The sequence below is a fragment of the Motiliproteus sediminis genome (genome assembly GCF_017912535.1).
GTDB lineage: Bacteria > Pseudomonadota > Gammaproteobacteria > Pseudomonadales > Balneatricaceae > Motiliproteus > Motiliproteus sediminis.
The window spans coordinates 542349-560506 of the sequence record NZ_JAERQK010000001.1; the positions used below are offsets into that span (position 1 = coordinate 542349).

Annotated in this window: 23 protein-coding genes and 5 tRNA genes; 15 read left to right on the plus strand and 13 right to left on the minus strand. The window is 57.6% G+C overall.

Annotation, left to right across the window (positions count from 1 at the left end; all coding sequences use genetic code 11):
- Window position 1 precedes the first annotated feature (1 nt).
- From JJQ76_RS02585 to JJQ76_RS02620, 9 genes are all read right to left on the minus strand, one after another.
- Window positions 2-481, minus strand: a complete 480-nt coding sequence (locus JJQ76_RS02585; RefSeq protein ID WP_210395072.1) for a chemotaxis protein CheW — start codon at window positions 479-481, stop codon at window positions 2-4.
- Window positions 478-1272 carry a hydroxypyruvate isomerase gene (gene hyi, locus JJQ76_RS02590; RefSeq protein ID WP_246480114.1) on the minus strand — a complete coding sequence of 265 codons (795 nt, stop codon included), beginning with the start codon at window positions 1270-1272 and terminating at the stop codon, window positions 478-480. The genes JJQ76_RS02585 and hyi overlap by 4 nt, the downstream gene beginning before the upstream one ends.
- 4 nt (window positions 1273-1276) lie before the next feature.
- Entirely contained in the window at window positions 1277-1606 is a 330-nt protein-coding gene (locus JJQ76_RS17835; protein WP_343232469.1) for an NAD-binding protein, read from the minus strand.
- The gene (locus tag JJQ76_RS18190; protein ID WP_343232470.1) at window positions 1489-2175 is read right to left on the minus strand and encodes an NAD(P)-dependent oxidoreductase; all 687 of its coding nucleotides are present in this window, start codon (window positions 2173-2175) and stop codon (window positions 1489-1491) included. The genes JJQ76_RS17835 and JJQ76_RS18190 overlap by 118 nt, the downstream gene beginning before the upstream one ends.
- A 6-nt stretch (window positions 2176-2181) precedes the next feature.
- Window positions 2182-2517, minus strand: coding sequence for a TusE/DsrC/DsvC family sulfur relay protein (locus tag JJQ76_RS02600; RefSeq protein ID WP_210395076.1), 336 nt, complete (start codon window positions 2515-2517; stop codon window positions 2182-2184).
- Window positions 2517-2813, minus strand: coding sequence for a sulfurtransferase complex subunit TusB (gene tusB, locus JJQ76_RS02605; protein WP_210395077.1), 297 nt, complete (start codon window positions 2811-2813; stop codon window positions 2517-2519). The genes JJQ76_RS02600 and tusB overlap by 1 nt, the downstream gene beginning before the upstream one ends.
- A 1-nt stretch (window position 2814) precedes the next feature.
- Complete coding sequence (gene tusC / locus JJQ76_RS02610) at window positions 2815-3183, minus strand: sulfurtransferase complex subunit TusC (protein WP_210395078.1); 369 nt, start codon at window positions 3181-3183, stop codon at window positions 2815-2817.
- Between the two features lie 3 nt (window positions 3184-3186).
- On the minus strand, window positions 3187-3579 hold the full coding sequence (gene tusD / locus JJQ76_RS02615; RefSeq protein WP_210395080.1) for a sulfurtransferase complex subunit TusD: 393 nt from the start codon (window positions 3577-3579) through the stop codon (window positions 3187-3189).
- A gap of 74 nt (window positions 3580-3653) precedes the next feature.
- On the minus strand, window positions 3654-4334 hold the full coding sequence (locus JJQ76_RS02620; protein WP_210395082.1) for a Bax inhibitor-1/YccA family protein: 681 nt from the start codon (window positions 4332-4334) through the stop codon (window positions 3654-3656).
- Between the two features lie 231 nt (window positions 4335-4565).
- Here JJQ76_RS02620 and JJQ76_RS02625 point away from each other — a divergent pair, with 231 nt between their 5' ends.
- From JJQ76_RS02625 to JJQ76_RS02640, 4 genes are read left to right on the plus strand one after another with little or no spacing between them, the layout of a single operon-like run.
- A complete protein-coding gene (locus JJQ76_RS02625) occupies window positions 4566-5336 on the plus strand; it encodes a pseudouridine synthase (RefSeq protein WP_210395084.1) in 771 nt (256 codons plus the stop codon).
- Entirely contained in the window at window positions 5323-6093 is a 771-nt protein-coding gene (mtnN, locus tag JJQ76_RS02630) for a 5'-methylthioadenosine/S-adenosylhomocysteine nucleosidase (RefSeq protein ID WP_210395085.1), read from the plus strand. Before JJQ76_RS02625 ends, mtnN begins: the two co-directional genes overlap by 14 nt.
- 53 nt (window positions 6094-6146) lie before the next feature.
- On the plus strand, window positions 6147-7322 hold the full coding sequence (locus JJQ76_RS02635; RefSeq protein WP_246480027.1) for a pyridoxal-phosphate-dependent aminotransferase family protein: 1176 nt from the start codon (window positions 6147-6149) through the stop codon (window positions 7320-7322).
- A 20-nt stretch (window positions 7323-7342) separates the two neighbouring features.
- Window positions 7343-8215, plus strand: coding sequence for an NAD(P)-dependent oxidoreductase (locus JJQ76_RS02640; protein WP_210395086.1), 873 nt, complete (start codon window positions 7343-7345; stop codon window positions 8213-8215).
- Window positions 8216-8219: 4 nt separating this feature from the next.
- On the opposite strand, the gene JJQ76_RS02645 is transcribed toward JJQ76_RS02640, so the two are convergent.
- Together JJQ76_RS02645 and JJQ76_RS02650 are read right to left on the minus strand one after the other, a co-directional pair.
- Window positions 8220-9089, minus strand: a complete 870-nt coding sequence (locus JJQ76_RS02645) for a DUF1853 family protein (RefSeq protein WP_210395087.1) — start codon at window positions 9087-9089, stop codon at window positions 8220-8222.
- 3 nt (window positions 9090-9092) lie between these two features.
- Window positions 9093-9890 carry a response regulator gene (locus JJQ76_RS02650; protein ID WP_210395088.1) on the minus strand — a complete coding sequence of 266 codons (798 nt, stop codon included), beginning with the start codon at window positions 9888-9890 and terminating at the stop codon, window positions 9093-9095.
- A gap of 108 nt (window positions 9891-9998) precedes the next feature.
- Between JJQ76_RS02650 and JJQ76_RS02655 the strand changes: the two genes are divergently transcribed.
- The 10 genes from JJQ76_RS02655 to JJQ76_RS02700 all read left to right on the plus strand — a co-directional run bounded on the left by JJQ76_RS02655 (window position 9999) and on the right by JJQ76_RS02700 (window position 14612).
- Entirely contained in the window at window positions 9999-10301 is a 303-nt protein-coding gene (locus JJQ76_RS02655; RefSeq protein ID WP_210395089.1) for an excinuclease ABC subunit C, read from the plus strand.
- 9 nt (window positions 10302-10310) lie between these two features.
- Window positions 10311-12146 (plus strand): excinuclease ABC subunit UvrC, encoded by a 1836-nt coding sequence (gene uvrC, locus JJQ76_RS02660; protein ID WP_210395090.1) that lies wholly within the window; start codon window positions 10311-10313, stop codon window positions 12144-12146.
- A gap of 33 nt (window positions 12147-12179) precedes the next feature.
- Window positions 12180-12731: a CDP-diacylglycerol--glycerol-3-phosphate 3-phosphatidyltransferase gene (gene pgsA / locus JJQ76_RS02665; protein ID WP_210395092.1), complete on the plus strand. Its 552-nt coding sequence runs from the start codon at window positions 12180-12182 to the stop codon at window positions 12729-12731.
- 87 nt (window positions 12732-12818) lie between these two features.
- Window positions 12819-12894, plus strand: a tRNA-Gly gene (locus JJQ76_RS02670).
- Window positions 12895-12927: 33 nt separating this feature from the next.
- Window positions 12928-13001: transfer RNA gene (locus JJQ76_RS02675), tRNA-Cys, on the plus strand.
- Window positions 13002-13012: 11 nt separating this feature from the next.
- Window positions 13013-13098, plus strand: a tRNA-Leu gene (locus tag JJQ76_RS02680).
- Window positions 13099-13177: 79 nt separating this feature from the next.
- Window positions 13178-13253 (plus strand) — tRNA-Gly (locus JJQ76_RS02685).
- A gap of 31 nt (window positions 13254-13284) precedes the next feature.
- Window positions 13285-13358 (plus strand) — tRNA-Cys (locus tag JJQ76_RS02690).
- Between the two features lie 110 nt (window positions 13359-13468).
- Window positions 13469-14080 (plus strand): DNA-binding protein, encoded by a 612-nt coding sequence (locus tag JJQ76_RS02695; protein ID WP_210395094.1) that lies wholly within the window; start codon window positions 13469-13471, stop codon window positions 14078-14080.
- Between the two features lie 88 nt (window positions 14081-14168).
- Window positions 14169-14612, plus strand: coding sequence for a hypothetical protein (locus JJQ76_RS02700; protein WP_210395095.1), 444 nt, complete (start codon window positions 14169-14171; stop codon window positions 14610-14612).
- A 3-nt stretch (window positions 14613-14615) separates the two neighbouring features.
- Here the strand turns inward: JJQ76_RS02700 and JJQ76_RS02705 are convergent, their stop codons facing one another.
- Window positions 14616-15383 (minus strand): hypothetical protein, encoded by a 768-nt coding sequence (locus JJQ76_RS02705; RefSeq protein WP_210395097.1) that lies wholly within the window; start codon window positions 15381-15383, stop codon window positions 14616-14618.
- Between the two features lie 212 nt (window positions 15384-15595).
- On the opposite strand from JJQ76_RS02705, the gene JJQ76_RS02710 reads away from it, so the two are divergent.
- Window positions 15596-16228 carry a response regulator gene (locus JJQ76_RS02710; protein ID WP_210395098.1) on the plus strand — a complete coding sequence of 211 codons (633 nt, stop codon included), beginning with the start codon at window positions 15596-15598 and terminating at the stop codon, window positions 16226-16228.
- Between the two features lie 21 nt (window positions 16229-16249).
- Here JJQ76_RS02710 and JJQ76_RS02715 read toward each other — a convergent pair whose 3' ends face one another.
- Window positions 16250-17902 carry a SulP family inorganic anion transporter gene (locus JJQ76_RS02715; RefSeq protein WP_343232472.1) on the minus strand — a complete coding sequence of 551 codons (1653 nt, stop codon included), beginning with the start codon at window positions 17900-17902 and terminating at the stop codon, window positions 16250-16252.
- Between the last annotated feature and the right edge of the window lie 256 nt (window positions 17903-18158).

Here is an 18158-nt window from a genome sequence, read left to right on the forward strand (position 1 = left end):
GTCAGAAGTCGCTATTGCCGTCGTCGATCATACGGTTGAGGTCGAGCAGGATAATCAGTTCGTCGTTGTGGTAGCTGACACCCTGAATAAACTTGGTGCTCTCTTCGGTGCCGACATTGGGTGCGCGCTCTATTTCAGACTGCCGCAGGTAGATTACTTCCGCCACGGCATCGACCAGCATGCCAATGACCTGGTCTTCCAGCTCAATGACGATAATGCGACTGTCGTCGCTGTTGTCCCTGCGCTCCAGGCCAAACAGGGTGCGGGTATCGACAACGGTGATGACGTTGCCGCGCAGATTGATGATGCCAAGGATATAGGGCGCGGCACCGGGGACCGGGGCTATCTCGGTCAGGCGTAACACCTCTTTCACCTGCATCACATTGATGCCGTAAAATTCGTCGGCTAATTTGAAGGTCGCCCACTGCATCTGCTGGTCGTTGGCGTCGTGCTGTTGTTCCGCGGTTGCTTTATCGGTCATCGCCTGTTCCTAAGCTGTTCCGGTAAGGTTTCCATCCAGCCAAAGCTGGCTGCGCTTGCTTGCAAGGGTAGATACTCCAAGCCGATCCAGCCAGTATACCCCAAGCGATCCAAATGGTTGAGCAGATTGGGGAAGTTGATCTCGCCGGTGCCCGGCTGGTGACGGCCGGGGGCATCTGCCAGCTGAATATGGCCAATAATCGGCAGTAGCTCGGCCAGTCGGTTGCTGAGATTACCCTCCATGATCTGCATATGGTAGATGTCGTACTGAAGGCGCAGATTGGCTCTGCCGACCCGTTCCAGCAGCGCCGCGGTCTGGTCGGAGCGGTTGAGTAGAAAGCCCGGAATATCGCGACTGTTGATCGGCTCGACGCACAGCTGCAGGCCGTCAGCGGCCAGATTGTCGGCAGCATAGGCAAGGTTGGCGATCAATGTCTGTTCGGCGTCGGCGGTGGTAACAGCCGCCGGCGGAATACCGGCCAGGCAGTTGATCCGTAAACAGCCGGTAGCTCGGGCGTAGCGCCGTGCAAGCTCGACCCCGCGTTTGAACTCATCGACTCGGTCCGGGTGGCAGGCGATACCGCGTTCGCCACTATCCCAGTCTCCCGCAGGCAGATTAAACAGCACCAGTTGCTGGCTGTTCTGATTCAGCAGCTCGGCGAGGGCATCCGGTTGCAGCGGATAGGGAAACTGGATCTCAACGCCTTCAAAACCACAGTCGGCCGCGGCGGCGAAGCGCTTTGCCAAGGGTAGTTCTGTAAACAACAAACTCAGGTTGGCGCAGAATCGCATCACTTCAGGCCCTCGCCCCGGCGCAGCGACTGCAGCTGCAGGAAAGTGCACTGTGATCGAGGTCGGCCATGCCGTTGTCAACCATCGCCCGGTAGAGCTGCTGAGTCTGGCGAGAAAGGGGTAGTTCAACCCCCAGTGCCTCGGCGTTGGCGACGATGGTGTCCATATCCTTGAGTTGCACTGTCGCCCGGGCCCCGGGAGTGAAATCGCGCTCAATCATGCGCTCACCATGCAGTTCCAGAATGCGGCTGCCAGCAACCCCGCCGCTGAGCGCTTTGCGTACTGCTTTAGGATCGGCGCCTCCGGCTTCAGCCAGTAGCAGCGCTTCAGACACCGCACCGATTGTGATGCCGACAATGGCCTGGTTGGCAAGCTTGGCCAGTTGGCCAGTTGGCCGCTGCCACTGGGGCCGATGTAGTGCGGTGTGCCCATGGCGTCGAACAGCGGCTGTGCTTGCGTGAACGCCTCGCGACTGCCGCCAGCCATGATGGAGAGCGTAGCCTCGGCGGCTCCCACGGTGCCGCCCGAGACGGGGGCATCCAGGTGGTGGCAGCCATGTTTATTGAGAAGCTGGCTGTGCCGTTGTGCCATGGCAGGCGGTATGGAACTCATGTCGATGAACAGCGTGCCGGCGCGTGCATGGGTGTAGGCCTCGCTCTGGTACAGCAGCGCATCGACAACGGGCCCGCTTTCCAACATGGTGATCACCACGTCGGCCTCGGTCAGTGCTTGGGATAACTCTGCTACTACCCGGGCGTTATTGCTGGCGAGCGCGGCGGCCTTGGCTAAGGTTCGGTTCCACAGGCAAACGGAGAAGCCATGTTTGATCAGGTTGGTGGCCATCGGCTGGCCCATCAGGCCGATGCCTACGAAGGTGATAACCGGAGCGGATGGGGCGGTCATGACAGCTCACAAACAGTTGCTGGGTTTGGGTAGTCCGGCCAGCTTGCTGGCCAGCTTGGCCGGGCTGCCGGGAAACAGGCGCAGCAGGTGCATGCTGTTGCCTTTCTCTTTGCCGTAGCGGATCCCAGTCTGCTTGACCAGAATTCGCATCGCTGGCGAGAGCTGATATTCGGCGTAAAAATCACGCAGTAACTCAATGATTTCCCAGTGCTCATCCTGTAGCTCTATCCCTTCTGCATGAGCCAGTTGGCGGGCGACCTCGGGGCTCCAGTCCGCCAGATTCTGCAGGTAACCTTCAGGGTCGAGCGCGATCTGCTGGCCGTTGATATGCAGTGGTTCCATCAGTACCAGGCCACCATCTTGTCGCAGTCGAGACTCAGCTGCACAAAGGCTGCGTCATCGATGACCTGAAAACGCCCATCGACGAGAGCATCGATGCCCCGGGCTTGCAGGTCGGCGGCCAGCACATAGCAGTGGACTGTGCCGTCCAGTCGATGGAACAGGCGGGTAAACGCCGGGGTGGCGCCGTAGACACCATCTTCGATCAGCAGCAGGGCAGCCGGGCCACTCAGTGCCTGAATACACTGTTGCAAGGCGGCGTGCGAGCCCGGAGCCCGATTTACGGTATGCAAAATCATGTTAGAAACTCAGAATCTGTCCATAGCTGTGTAGTAGCGCCGCGGTGGCATTGTCGTCCAGCAGCTGCACCGGAAGCAGCAAATTATCAGGGTCGAGGCCCCTCGCTTCCAGTGCGCTGCGCGGGGCGTACAGCTGTTCAACATCGTACAGCGGCAGGGCCTGCAGGTTTGCCGCCAGGCTCTTGGCGTCGATGGCGTCGGCTTGTTGTTGCGGTAATAGTTGGTACACGGCGTCATCGCGAAACAGGATCCCCACGCCGATCTCGAACGCCGCGGAGGTCAGCACCAGGTCCAGCGCGTCGCGCGCACGAGTGGCGTTATGGGGTCCTGCGCCGACCACCACCAGTAGTTGCTTGTCAGGGGTGCTCATGACTCAGCCTCCGAAGGTGATCAGTCGATCGCTGTTAAGCGCAGCATCTGCCAACTGCCCCAATCCTGAAAGTTCGAACCCTGCGGCCAGATTGGCAGCGGATTTACCATGGCGCTGGGCTTCCTGTTGGTTAAGTACGCCGCGGCGCAGGGCGGCGGCAATGCAGACGATCATCTCAATCTCATGCTCCTGTGCCAGCTGCTGCCAGCGTTGGCCCCAGTTGACCTCATCCTGCGGCGGCGCAGCCAGGGCAGAGGCGCCATGTACCCCTTCGCCGTAAAAGAACACACGGGTGATCTGATGGCCAAGCCCAATGGCTGCGCGTGCATAGCGATACGCGGTGGCGGCAGCTGAGCTGGCGGTCGGTGAGCCGTACACCAAAACGGCAATCTTCATATTGTTGGCATCCGCATAAAAAAAGCCCCCGCTATCTTACGACAGCGGGGGCCGGCTTTTACAGTCAGCTGTGGTTAATCGTCGTTCATTACACCGACCAGATGCAGCAGGTGGACCAGCAGGTTGTAGATATTGAGGTACAAGCTGACGGTCGCCATGACGTAATTGGTGTAAGTGCCATTCACGATATTGCTGGTGTCATACAGGATAAAACCGGAGAACAGCAGTACCGCCGCCGCAGAGATCGCCAGCTGCAGGCCGGAGATATGGACGCCAAACATGCTCAGCACCAGATTGGCGAGAACGGCCACCACAACCACGATCAGACCCGCGGTCAGGAATCCACCCATGAAGCTGAAATCCTTACGGCTGGTCAGCACATAAGCGCTAAGGCCGAGGAAGGTCAGGGCGGTCATGCTCATGGCGGTCATGATCACTTCACCACCGTTAGGCATCGCCAGGTAGTGGTTGAGCAACGGCCCCAGGCCAAAGCCCATCAGGCCGGTAAACAAAAAGGTCAGCGGCAGAGCCCAGATGGAGTTCTGCATCCGGTTAATCACGAAAATCATCACGAAACTGGCGATTACGCTGCCGAAGTACACCAGCGGACCCGGCTGGAGCGCCATGGAAACGCCCGCCGTGACGGCGCTGAATACCAGCGTCATCGCCAGCAACAGGTAGGTGTTTCGAATGACTTTGTTGGTGCTGTACGCCGCACTCTGTGTGCGGGATACGGCCACTTCGGGTGTGTTCATCGTCGTTCCTCATCTTGGTTGAGTCAGATACCGCATGGCAACATGCTAGGCCTATAGACTATGTTCGGCGGTATAAGTTGCCAACTTATAACAACTATTGATCGCCAGAACCAGAGTGGTGGCGGTGTTGCAGCGAGTGTCGTCGTGGTTGACTTGTCCGTTGGCGCCCCTAAGATAGCCCAGATGTTTGCTCCCGTGCCGGGAATTCAGCCGCCTTTTATCGAGCCCTCGATGCGTCTACTTCGGGTCCTTTACCAGGACGACCACTATATCGCTATCAACAAGCCCGCGGGATTGCTGGTTCATCGCAGCGAGATTGATCGCTCGGAGCGCCGTTTTGCGTTGCAGCTGCTGCGCAACCAGATTGGCCAGCATGTGTATCCTATTCACCGTTTGGACAAGCCCACGGCAGGTGTGTTGCTGTTTGGCCTCAGTTCTGAGGCGGCGAGTCGTGCGCAGCTGGCGTTTCGCCAGCGGCAGGTGCAAAAGGAGTACCTGGCGGTGTGTCGCGGCTACCTGCCGGACTCCGGCGTGATCGACCACCCGTTGTCGGACAACCGCGAGAAAATGGAACGGGGCGAACAGGAACGCCCGCCGCAAGCGGCGCGCACCCGCTACGAGTGTCTGGGCACGACCGAGATGCCTTACCCGGTAGGTCGTTATCCGGGCGCCCGTTATTCGCTGCTCAAACTGATCCCGGAAACCGGCCGCAAGCATCAGCTGCGCCGTCACCTGAAGCACCTTTCGCACCCGATAGTTGGCGACACCCGTTATGGCGACGGCAAGCACAACCGGTTGTTCCGGGACCAGTTCAATAGTCGTCGGCTGCTGCTGTTTGCCGTTCGGCTGCAGCTAGTGCACCCCTTCACCGGCGAGCCGCTGTGTATAGAATCGCCATTACCCAAGGCGATGCGCCCGCTATTTGGTACCCTGAATCTGCCCCAGCAACTTCCGCCGGCGGCCCCCCTGATAAACAATGGAGAACCCGATGACCTCGACTGATTCCGCCCATGCTTTTCGTTCTCGCCTTAACGACCCGCGCTCACTGGTTATCGGTGTTATTGGCGCCATGGAGGAGGAGGTGCAGTACCTTCGCGAACAGCTGCAACAGCGCGAGGATCTGACTCTGGCGGGTTACGAGTTCCACAGCGGTGAGTTGAATGGTCAGCGAGTGGTGCTGCTGAAGTCGGGGATTGGCAAAGTGAATGCCGCTATCGGTACCACCATCATGCTGGAGCGGTTTGCGCCCGACTGCATTATCAATACCGGATCGGCCGGCGGTTTTGCCGCCGAGCTGGAGATCGGCGATGTGGTGATCTCGTCCGAAGTGCGTCAGCACGACTTTGATCTGACTGTGTTTGGCTACGAACACGGCCAGGTGCCGCAGATGCCCCCGGCGTTTACTCCGGACCCGGTGCTGGTCGACATTGCTGAAACCAGCATCCGCACGGTCCATGACGTTAAGACCGTCAAGGGGTTGATCGCCACCGGCGACGCTTTCATGAACTGCCCTGACAAGGTTGCAGAAACCCGGGCCAAGTTTCCCCAGATGCTGGCCGTGGAGATGGAGGCGGGAGCGATCGCGCAAACCTGCTTCCGCTTTGATGTGCCCTTTATTATTTTCCGCGCGCTGTCAGATATTGCCGGTAAAGAATCCTCCATCTCGTTCAAGGAGTTCCTCGAGCAGGCCGGCATTCACTCGGCCAACATGGTGATCGAGATGGTCCGGGAACTTGGCGAGCGTCACGCTGCGGCCTGAACGGCAGTACAGAATAAAACTATAACGAACAGAACGTTACGATGAGGTCTTGCATGATTCAACCTTTCTACCCGCCCCAGCGCACTCTTATGGGTCCCGGTCCGTCCGATGTCAGTCCGCGTGTTCTTGCCGCCATGGCGCGGCCGACTATTGGCCACCTGGACCCCGAATTTGTGCGGATGATGGATGAGGTCAAAGAGCTGCTGCAGTTCGCGTTCCAAACCCGCAATCCGCTGACCATGCCGGTTTCGGCACCCGGCTCGGCGGGTATGGAAGCCTGCTTCGTCAATCTGGTGGAGCCCGGCGATAAAGTCATTGTCTGTGTCAACGGCGTGTTTGGCGGCCGGATGAAAGAGAATGTCGAGCGTTTCGGGGGACAGGTCATTCTGGTAGAGGATGACTGGGGTGCGCCCGTTGATGTCGCCAAGGTCGAGCAAGCCTTCGCCGATCATAGCAACGTCAAGGCGCTGGCTTTTGTGCACGCGGAAACCTCTACCGGGGTACGTTCAGATGCCGAGACACTGTGCGCCTTGGCTACCCGGCATGGTGCCTTGAGTATTGTCGATGCGGTCACCAGCCTGGGGGGGATAGAGCTTGATGTCGATGGCTGGGGAATCGATGCGGTCTACTCCGGTACGCAGAAGTGCCTCTCTTGTCCTCCCGGTATTTCGCCTGTTTCATTCAGTGAACGCGCCGTGGCAGCGGTCAAGTCCCGTAAGGCGTCGGTACCGAGTTGGTTTCTGGATAAGAATCTGGTGATGGGCTATTGGGGTGGCGGGGTTAAACGCGCTTACCATCACACTGCGCCGGTCAATGCACTCTATGCGCTGCATGAGGCGCTGGTCGTGCTGCAGGAAGAGGGGTTGGAGCAGGCATGGGCGCGACATCTGCGCAATCACGAGGGCTTGCGCGCCGGCCTGGAAGCGATGGGACTCAGTCTACTGGTTGAACCCGAGTACCGTCTGCCTCAGCTCAACACCGTGGTCGTGCCTGATGGGGTCGATGAAGCCGCCGTACGCTCCCAGTTGCTGAACCGCAACAGCATCGAGATTGGTGCCGGCCTGGGGTCTTTGGCCGGCAAAGTATGGCGAATCGGTCAGATGGGGCATGCCAGCAATCCGCGCAACATTCTCCATTGCCTCGGGGCGTTGGAGAGCGCGCTGGCCGCTCAGGGCTTTGCAATGGACAGGGGAGTGGCAGTCGCTGCCGCCTCGGCTATTATCGAGTAACCCCTAACAGGAGAAGAGTGATGAGTGGACAACGTGTAGCCTTTATTGGCCTCGGCGTCATGGGTTATCCCATGGCGGGGCACCTGCAGAAAGCCGGCTATCAGGTTTGCGTTTACAACCGCACCACCGCTAAAGCTGAGCAGTGGGCCGCAGAGCATGGTGGCTCCTTTGCACCGACTCCGCGGGCTGCCGCTATAGGGGCGGAACTGGTGTTTTGCTGCGTTGGCAACGACGACGATCTGCGTTCGGTAACCCTGGGTGAGGAGGGCGCGTTTGCCGGAATGGCGTCCGATACCGTGTTTGTCGACCATACCACTGCCTCCGCGGATGTTGCCCGTGAGCTTTACGTGGAGGCAGCGGGAAAGAAGGTGGCGTTTCTGGACGCCCCGGTATCTGGAGGGCAGGCCGGGGCCGAGAACGGCGTGCTTACGGTGATGGTCGGCGGGGATCAGTCAGCGTTTGATCGCGCACAGAAGGCGATCGACAGCTTTGCCAAATCGGTCCGCTTGATGGGCGATTCCGGCGCTGGCCAACTGACCAAGATGGTCAACCAGATCTGTATCGGCGGCTTGGTGCAGGCGCTGGCTGAAGGGCTTCACTTTGCCCGGCAGGCTGGGTTGGATCAGCACGCCGTCATAGAGGTGATCTCCAAGGGAGCGGCGCAATCCTGGCAGATGGAAAACCGCTATAAAACCATGATCGATGATCAGTTCGATTTTGGTTTTGCGGTGGACTGGATGCGCAAGGATCTGGGGATCGTGCTTGATGAGGCGCGCAATAACGGCGCCAAACTACCGGTGACGGCGCTGGTGGATCAGTTTTACGGCGACGTTCAGGCGATGGGCGGTGGCCGTTGGGATACTTCCAGTTTGCTGAAACGATTGCAAAAGTAGCGCGCTACGCGGTTCCGGGCCAGTGGTCCGGAACCAGAACAGCACGCTCGCTGGCGCCGTTTTCAGTGTGGGCGGCGATGGGCCGGCAACGTAGCATCCGCGGCTTTTCCGCGGCGTATGTTCTGATCTTATCCACGCTTGTCTCGTCCTCAATGCAAGCGCCTGCCAGCCACTGGTGCCGGTGACTGAGGTGGTTAATCGTTACTTCCTGCTGCGGCACCCAGCTAGAGGCTTTGGCCCACCAACCCCTTTGATGTCCTGCGTGCACCGCTGGTGGCGGTGTTGGCATGGCGTCATCAGCTAGCGTCGGATAAAACAGTATGCCCGCAATCCAGCCGGAGCGCGCGACGATGCGGACTCCTCGCTGCTGCAGTTGTTCGCGACTGGCGGGGTGGTCTGGCAGCAACAACTGGTGCCGGGCCATACGCTCCAGCTTCTGCTCCAGGCTGTCACGGGGGTTTAACCCCAGCCAGCGGGGAGCTGGAGCGTGCACTCCGGCACGGGCGGGCAGGCCCAGATAAAACTTGACCGCAAACTCCAGCAAGTGGAAGTCGCGGCAGCCCTTGGGGCGGATCAGAAAGTCAAATTCACCTACTGTTTGCCGACCGTCACGAACGACCCGATTGGTAAGGCATTCGGCAATCCCGGGGTGAGCGTCAAGCGCGTCCCCCAGCAACAGTTCGGCATAGCGCCCCAGCGGCAACATGGTCGCGCCGTTCTGTGCGGCGTGCAGTCGGCGGTAACTCGGCGTGATTTCCGCCAGACTGGTGATCCACGGCGGCAGAGGATCACCGAGCAGAGCCAGAGGTGGCGTGGTAACGAGCCAGTTGAGGTCCGCGTCGGCCTGGCGAAAAAGATCAGGCCGGCGAACCATGACTCAGGCGCTGAGAATGGAGTGGATAAGCCCTTTGAGCTGGCTGGGGCTGAACGGCTTGCTGCAGATGGCATTCACCCCGGCTTGCATCACCCCTTCGAGGCGCGATTCGTTCTGCTCGGATGTGACCAGCAGGATAGGAACGTACGGCTGGTTGGAGTGGGTGCGGATCTGCTGGGTAAGCTGACCGCCATCCATCCCCGGCATGTTGAAGTCGGTAAATACCAGATCGAAGGTATCTGCTTGCATGGCGGTCAATGCGTCAGTGCCATTGCGGGCGGTGACGATCTTCTGGATGCCGATCGCCTCAAGTGCAACGCCGATATGTTTCAACGCGAACTCGCTGTCATCCACCAGTAGTACCTTGATCTCCTGGGTGTCGTAATCGTCGAGTTCCAGCTCCTCGGGATCGATAAATTCCAGCGTTGCTTTCAACGCCCGCTCGAGGTCGTCATGGCGAAACGGTTTCGGCAGGATGGCAACCGATCCGGCCTGGCGGATCGGCTCCAGCGAGGCCAAGCGGGTCTCGCTGGAAATAAGCATGAAGGGGATGCGCTCAAGCTTGGGATCGGTGCGCATGGCCGTCACCAGCTCTACCCCGTCGCCATCCGGCAAATACATGGCGCTAACCACCAGATCCGGAGAGTAGCGGCGCATGAAGTCGAGAGCCTCGGCCTTGCTCGCTACGCAGTCGATGGTCTGACAGCCGGAATCGGCCAGCTCCTGTGAGATCACCTTCTGTTGAAACACCGAAGGTTCTACGATGAGGATCGCCAGTTCATTCACGCTGATCAGAGGCACCGAGAGAACTCCTTGTTGTGGTTTTGTTTTTTAACGCTGCGAATCCGTATGATGGTGTTTAATGTTAAGATGTGTCAATCCAGACATAACCAATAAGAACGGCCTCCGATGAGAGATAACTATCCGTCACAATTGCCTTTGTCAGAGCAAGATCGCCATCCGGCGGTGTCCGATACCGATATCAACAAGATTCTGGTAAATGGCGCCAGCATCGCTGTCGCCAAGCTTCGCCGCGCCAAAACCTTTGATGCCCGTCTTTACTACTACGCCGAAATTGGGGTTTATCTCGAGGTGTCGCTGTCACAGGGCGCGGGTATCACCGATGAAACCCGCGAGCAGCTTGAGCGGTTGCACAAAGAGGCGACTCATTTCCATATGCAGAAGAGTAAGAACTTCAAGCTGGAGCGCTGAGCGCCGCCTATGAGCGCCGTGGAATCAAACGTCCCCTTCGATGCCAAGGCTTTTCTCGCCCGGGTTACCCAGCGCCCCGGCGTCTACCAGATGTATGACGCCAAGGGCGACATTCTTTATGTTGGTAAAGCGAAGAACCTCAAAGCGCGGCTGGCGAGCTATTTCCGCGCCAGCGGACTGGCGGTCAAGACCGAGGCGCTGGTCAAGCGAATAGCCCGCGTAGAGGTGACGATAACCGGCAGCGAAACCGAAGCGCTGTTGCTGGAACAGAACCTGATCAAGAAGCAGCGTCCTCCCTACAACATTCTGCTGCGCGATGACAAATCCTATCCCTACATCTTCGTTTCAACGCAGCATCCATACCCGGCGCTGCTGTATCACCGTGGTTCGCGGCGCAAGAAGGGGCGTTATTTCGGCCCGTTTCCTAGCGGTGGAGCGGTACGAGAAAGTCTCAATATACTGCAGAAGGTGTTCCGCATCCGTCAGTGCGAGGATTCGTTTTTCAGTAATCGTAGCCGCCCCTGCCTGCAGCACCAGATCGAGCGCTGCAGTGCTCCCTGTGTCGGTCTGGTCAGCCCCGAGCGCTACGCCGAAGACACCCGCCACGCAATGATGTTTCTGGAAGGCAAGAACCAGTCGATTGCCGACGAACTGGCCAAGCAGATGGAGAAGGCGGCTAGCGCGCTTGATTTTGAAACCGCTGCACTGTTGCGTGATCAGATCATCAGTCTGCAAAAGGTGCAGGAGGAGCAGCGTATAAGCGGCGAAGGCGGTGATGCCGACATTCTTGCCGTACGTATCAAGGCTGGTAGTGCCTGTATCCACCAGTTGTTTGTCAAAGGTGGTCGGGTGGTCGGAAGCAAGGCGCACTATCCCAAGCTAAGTCTTGAAACCGATGATCGTGCGTTATTGGCGCTGTTTGTGGGGCAGTATTATCTGGGCGATGAGAGCCATCCGCTGCCGCCGGAACTGATTCTGAGCGATGAACCCGAAGATGCCGACTTACTGGCCGATGCATTGTCACGCCAACGGGGGAGAAGCGTCAGCCTGCGTACCCGAGTGCGAGGGCAGCGCAAAGCCTGGCTGGACCTGGCGATAAGCAATGCCGACCACCAGATTAACGCCTCGATTGCCAGCCGCAAAAGTATCGAGCGCCGCTATGTGGAGCTGCAGCAATTTTTGCAACTGGAGAACCTGCCCACCCGGCTGGAATGTTTCGACATCAGTCACTCCAGCGGTGAGGCGACAGTAGCGTCCTGCGTGGTCTTCGACGCCCAGGGGCCCAAAAAGTCGGACTACCGCCGCTTTAACATCGAAGAGATCACCGCGGGCGATGATTATGCCGCCATGCATGCGGCCCTGAGCCGACGTTATACCCGCCTGAAGAAAGGCGGTGCGCCGCTGCCGGACCTGCTGGTGATCGACGGCGGTAAAGGGCAGGTCAAGCAAGCAGAGCAGGTCCTGGCGGCGCTGCAGATCGATTCGGTGCGTGTGCTCGGCGTGGCGAAAGGACCTACGCGAAAGGCGGGCATGGAGTTGCTGATACTTGACGGAGCGGAACTGGCCTTGCCGCCGGAAAGTGGCGCGCTGCACCTGCTGCAACATATTCGTGATGAAGCTCACCGCTTTGCCATCACCGGGCACCGGGCAAGGCGCGGCAAGGCACGGGGGCGCTCCCGGCTTGAGGAGATCCCGGGGGTGGGTGCCAAGCGTCGCCAGGCGTTGCTGAAGCACTTTGGCGGGCTGCAGGAGATTGAGCGGGCCGGTGTTGAAGAAATCGCAAAAGTCTCTACCATAAGCCGCTCTATGGCAGAGGAGATCTACGCTTTTCTGCATCAGGATTAAGCTGATTTGACGAGGTCGCGCATTTCGCACCCTATGAGTATTCCCAATATACTGACGTTACTGCGTATTGCGCTTATTCCCTGTATTGTGGCGGTCTATTACCTGCCCTACACGTGGAGCTACGTGGCAGCGGGCGCCATTTTCGCGCTGGCGGGGATCACCGACTGGGTGGATGGCTACCTGGCGCGCAAGCTTAACCAGTCAACACCCTTCGGTGCGTTTCTGGACCCCGTGGCCGACAAGTTGATGGTGGCTGTGGCTCTGGTGATGCTGGTAGAGACCTATTCCACGCCCTATATGACCCTGCCCGCAGCCATCATCATCTGCCGCGAAATCGTGATTTCTGCACTTCGAGAATGGATGGCAGAGCTGGGTAAACGTGCCAGCGTGGCGGTTTCCATGGTCGGTAAAATAAAGACTACCTTGCAGATGCTGGCGATCTTCTTATTGCTGATCGCACCACCGCAAACACAACTGGCAATGGTTGGTGAAATCACCCTCTATGGCGCTGCGTTGCTCACTTTGTGGTCGATGTGGGTCTACCTTCGGGCGGCCTGGATCGAGCTCCGGGACCCCGCTAACTGATTCAGAAATAAACTCTTTGAACGTTGGTTGACATGGTAGGGCAGCTCTCTATAATACGCACCACCTGACCGCAAGGTCAGATCTTTTGCGGGAATAGCTCAGTTGGTAGAGCGCAACCTTGCCAAGGTTGAGGTCGCCGGTTCGAACCCGGTTTCCCGCTCCAAGTTACTTCTGGCGGCGACGTTTCAGTAGTAAAGGCTCGGTGGCAGAGTGGTCATGCAGCGGACTGCAACTCCGTGTACGCCGGTTCGATTCCGACCCGAGCCTCCATTTCCCCGTTCGCCTGGGTGGTGAAATTGGTAGACACAAGGGATTTAAAATCCCTCGCTCTTTGAGCGTGCCGGTTCGAGTCCGGCTCCAGGCACCAATACCAATGAAATAACAAATAGTTACCGTGTTAATAGGAAGATTAACAACAATCTGCCCAACAAACGGTTTCTAGGTTTGCGGGAATAGCTCAGTTGGTAGAGCGCAACCTTGCCAAGGTTGAGGTCGCCGGTTCGAACCCGGTTTCCCGCTCCACGCACTATCCGTCTGAAAGAAAGCCCACCACGGCTCGGTGGCAGAGTGGTCATGCAGCGGACTGCAACTCCGTGTACGCCGGTTCGATTCCGACCCGAGCCTCCATCTCCCCATTACCCTAACCGGAGCTCCGGCCGCGAGCGTGTTTGTCTGCGCCGTTTGCGGACAAAGTCTGTATAATTCATACGTATTTTTTATACATCCGAGGAGGCCCTATGGCGAGCGACACTTACGTTCGGGCGCAACAGATTGCCGACGAGTTGCTCTCTAAAGGCGTAAAGCCGACCCAGCAACTGATCCGAGATGCGCTTGGCAAGGGCAGCGTGTCGACAATTCATCGGGCGCTTAGCGACTGGTGGTCCAGTCTTGGAAATAGGATCAATAAAGCCGAGCAAATTCCTGATATTCCAGATAATGTGTCGGTGACAATGCTGTCGCTCTGGGAACAGGCAGTAGCGGAAGCGCAACGACGAAACGATGAGGCTTTGCTGGCGGCGCGAGAGCGCGCCAAGCAGGCACGGGCCGCAATGGAGCAGGGGCAGCGCAGGGCGGATGCGGAGAAGTCGGAGTTGTTGCAACGCCTGGACGAGGCGTCTCGCGTTGTCAGCGAAATGCAGGCTCGGGTGGCTGAGCTGATGAAGGAAAGTGCTGATCTAGAGCGTCGTCTGCTTGATGCTGAGCGCGAATCGCAGTCGACGGATCGCGAGCTGCGCACTCTGGCAGCGACGGTCGAATCGCTGGAGCAGCGCCTCCGTGGCGAGCACGAGCTTCAACAGGAGAACGCTAATCTGCGCAGAGCGCTAGAGCGGATGGACCGGCAACGATAGCGCGCATCACCCGGGGGGTGGGGTGGCTAACAAGGGGTAATCGCAGGTACGATTGCCCAGGGCAACATTCAGGATTCAGTGCATCTCGATGATCATAGATATACCAAGAGACCACAAAGCCGCCGATCTGATGGCGGCGGCAGAGCAGGCGGCTCCCGGCGCGGATCTTCAGTGCCATCTGGAGCGTCAGTACGCCATTTTGAAAATCGCCTTGTTAAAACTCCAGCGCGATGATCTGAGTCTGTCATTAATGGATGGGCGCGGGGCCATATCACGCCAGGTCACCGCCCGCAAGCGTGCCGATACGGTCGACGAGAGCGGCATGACACAGACTCAGCGACTGGCATTGCAAGCGCTGGAAAAAGCGTTTCAGCGTTGCCGAGCCCAGGGTTTGCTGGTGGTCGGCTTTAGCGACAGTCTGGTGGCAGTGCCTGAAGCGCTGGGTTGTGGCGCCGAGGTGTTGAGCACGCCGAGCGCTGTGGAGCTCGACACACACGACGCCTACCATGGTTTTGAAGACGGGATGGAGTAGGGGTCAGCCCAGAAAGCTGCGGGTATCCTCAATCACGCTGCTGTGAGGTAGCTCGACCAGCCGCAGCAGTTCCATCTCATCGCTGGATAGGTCGAACAGCCCGAGCGCAAAATCGAGGCTGTTGATCTGGTACTTGAGCATCAGGCGCTCCGCCAGAAAAGTAACCTGTAACGAGCCGCCTTCGTCGCCATTATCGTTAGGCTGCGCTTCAACGGCGATCTTTTGGTAATTCAGCTTCTTGAAGCTAGTTCCAAGTAGTTGATTTAAAATGTAATCATGCTTGAGCATTTTCTGCACTCGGCGACCATTGCTGAGATCCTTGATCTGGTAGCCGAACCCTTTATTGATCACCTTGTAGCTCAGTTCTGCACCGGTTATCCGATTCTTGAGGCTAAGGCGAATGCGATCCTTGCTGATGCTTTCGCTGATGGCATCCCATGCCCCCCAGGATGAGCGGGGCGAGAAGGGCTCCTGAATCTCAATAATCTGCATGCAGTATTCACGAAAAACATCGGGGTCCGATTCGTGGGCATAGCGCCAATAGGTGCCGGTTCGCGCCTCAAACCCTGCAAAACCGGGGGTTTCGTCGTCATCTATGATAAGGCCTGCCTCGCTCAGATCATTTGCGGATGCGATGGGCAGCAACCGGCCGCTCTGAATCTCGTCCCACTCGATCGCATTTTCAAAGCATTCGCCCAAGCGATACAGCACCTGTATTCCTTCAGGTGGTAGATCCTGGGGGCACACGTGAACCATCACATGAGCGGTCATTAAGCATCCTCCGTTACAGCAACCAAAAGGCATCTATTGGTATAAGGTAGCAGCGCTGACAAGCTGTCGCATTCGGATAATAAATCTTTCTTTTTTAGTGCGTTGCAGCAACAAATTATAGCTGTAGTACTGCGTGAAACGTTTTTGTGGGGGTGAAATCTAGCCAGCCTTCACCTAATATAGACGGCGCTTTGCTATCCGACGGAGGAACCATGGGCGCAGCAACACGAATCATGCTGGTTGATGATCACGAGATTGTGAGAGCTGGCTTTAAGCGCCTGCTGGACAGTTCCGAAGATTTCACCGTAATAGCAGAAGCCTCTACCGGCGAAGAGGCCTATCAGCAGTATCAGCGCTGCCAGCCTGATGTTGTAGTCATGGATCTGTCAATGCCGCCCGGAGCTGGGGGGCTGGATGCCATTCAGCGCATCAGGGCGATAGACCCTGACGCGCGGGTTCTGGTGCTTACAGTGCAGGAGTGCGAACCCTATCCGTCGCGCGTCATGCAGGCGGGAGCCTTGGGTTATTTGACCAAGCGCTGCGCGCCGGAAGAGTTGCTTGAAGCGGTCCGGCAGGTCAGCCAGGGAAGCGAGTTCGTTGCCGCCTCTATTCGCGAAGGCATGAACAGCAAAGAGCCCACCAAGCTGAGCCAGTTGACCAAACGAGAGCTGCAGATCTTTACCCAGCTGGCTTCAGGCCAGAGTGCTGCCCAGATTGCGGAAACCATGTTTATCAGCCAGAAGACAGTGCATGCGCATCGAGCCAACATTCTGGCAAAGCTGGGTCTAACCAAAACAACCGACCTTATCCATCTGGCGATTCGGCACGGCATTATCGAAGCCTGACCGCGCGCCGGAAGATTGCTGTCAGAACACGATGCGCATCACATAAACAAGCGCCGCTTGTAACGCGTCATACCTGGAGTTATAGCGGCTCTCCTCGCGGATCAAGTTCAAAATTTCGAACTTCTCCAGCTGCTGATAGGTTTCCTTGTTAGGGCACACCAGAATGACTTCGCAGTTGGCATCTTGCGCGTCCTTGATCGCATTTTCCAGCGCCAGACCGACGGTGACGTCAAACATCGGCACATCCGTGAGATCCAAAATCATGACTTCGTAATCCGAAATCCGCGAATGCTGCCGTGATATGGCCTTGGAAACGCTGAAAATCATCGGCCCGGACAGGTGAAAAAACAACACCTTGTTATCGGCCTTCTCCAGCAGGGCGAGTTCGGCCTTGGTGAGGGGAAGGTCGTTGTCGGCATCACTAATGGCTTTCACCTGGCGCGCCTGCTGTCTGCTCAGTCTTTCGATAATAATGATGTTCGAGATGAATACTCCCAGCCCCACTGCCACGATCAGATCGACAAAGATCGTGAGAAGCATGACGCCGTACATGATGCCCATGCCAGGCAGACTGATCTTATGGGCGCGCTGAATGAAGCTCCAGTCCAGAATATTTAGCCCAACGTAAACGGCGATACCGGCCAGAACGGCCATGGGTATTGGCTCGGTAAGGCCTCCTGCAAGCAGGACCACCAGCGCAAGCGCGAGCGCACGCAGAATCCCGGATGCCGGGGAGCGCGCCCCCACTTGTATATTGGTGACGGTGCCCATAGTCGCTCCGGCACCGGGCAAGCCCCCGAACAAACCGGAAATCATATTGGCAATGCCCTGGCCGCGAAGCTCCTTGTCCGAATCATGCTCTTGCCGTGTAAGAGAGTCACCGATAACGGCTGTCAGCAGAGTGTCGATGCAGCCTAATGTCCCCAGCACGAGCGCATCAATCACCATGGTGGTAAAGATCTCGGCATTAAACTGGGGAAGGATAAGCGAGGGCAGTCCGGTTGGGATTTCACCGATGCGGCGAATGCTGTCCGTATCAAACAGCACCATTGATACCAGCGTTACCGCGACCAGGGCAACCAGCTGGGCGGGGACATACTTGCGGTACGCTTTGGGGAAGTAGATAACCACCGCCAGAGTAAGCAAACCTAAAACCAATTCGCTGTAGCGAATTTCCGTTAGCATATTCGGAAGGGCTGAAAGGGTGCCCAGAACGCCACCTGCAGGCGCTGAGTGCCCGAGAAGGGGAGCCAGCTGCAGTATGATCAGAATGACGCCAATACCCGACATAAAGCCCGAGATCACGCTGTAAGGCATCAGGGTGACGTATTTGCCCAGCTTAAGCGTCCCCAAAAGCACCTGAAAGGCGCCTGCCATCATCACAACCGTGAACGTCATCGCCAGACCGTTTTCCGGGTATTTCGCCATCATACTGGTCAAGACCGCGGTCATGATGACGGTCATGGGGCCGGTAGGTTCTGAGATCAAGGTGTTTGAGCCGCCAAACAAAGCAGCAAACAGGCCGACCATAATGGCGCCCCAGAGACCGGCTTCGGCCCCGGCCCCAGAGGCGACACCAAAAGCTAGCGCCAATGGTAGCGAGATGATGGCGGTGGTGACGCCGCCAAAAAGATCGCCTTTGAAATTAAAGTGTGCGAAGCGTTTTTCAAACACGCCAATACCTGTGTCTGGCTCTATGGTTTGCCTCGATAGCATGGCCCATAAGCCAATACTGTCCAGTGGTTAATGATGATGTCGCCAAAACAAAATAGATAAAAATAGAAATGCGTAATGCTTTGTATAGATTTTATCGATGCAGGGCGGTTGTAACTTGGGCCATGGGCTTAGTTGCACGCCGATATTGGTCTCGAGGCTGCAGCGGGTCACAAACTAAGGCTGCCGCAACTGTCAGCGGCCCTGGGAAGATAAA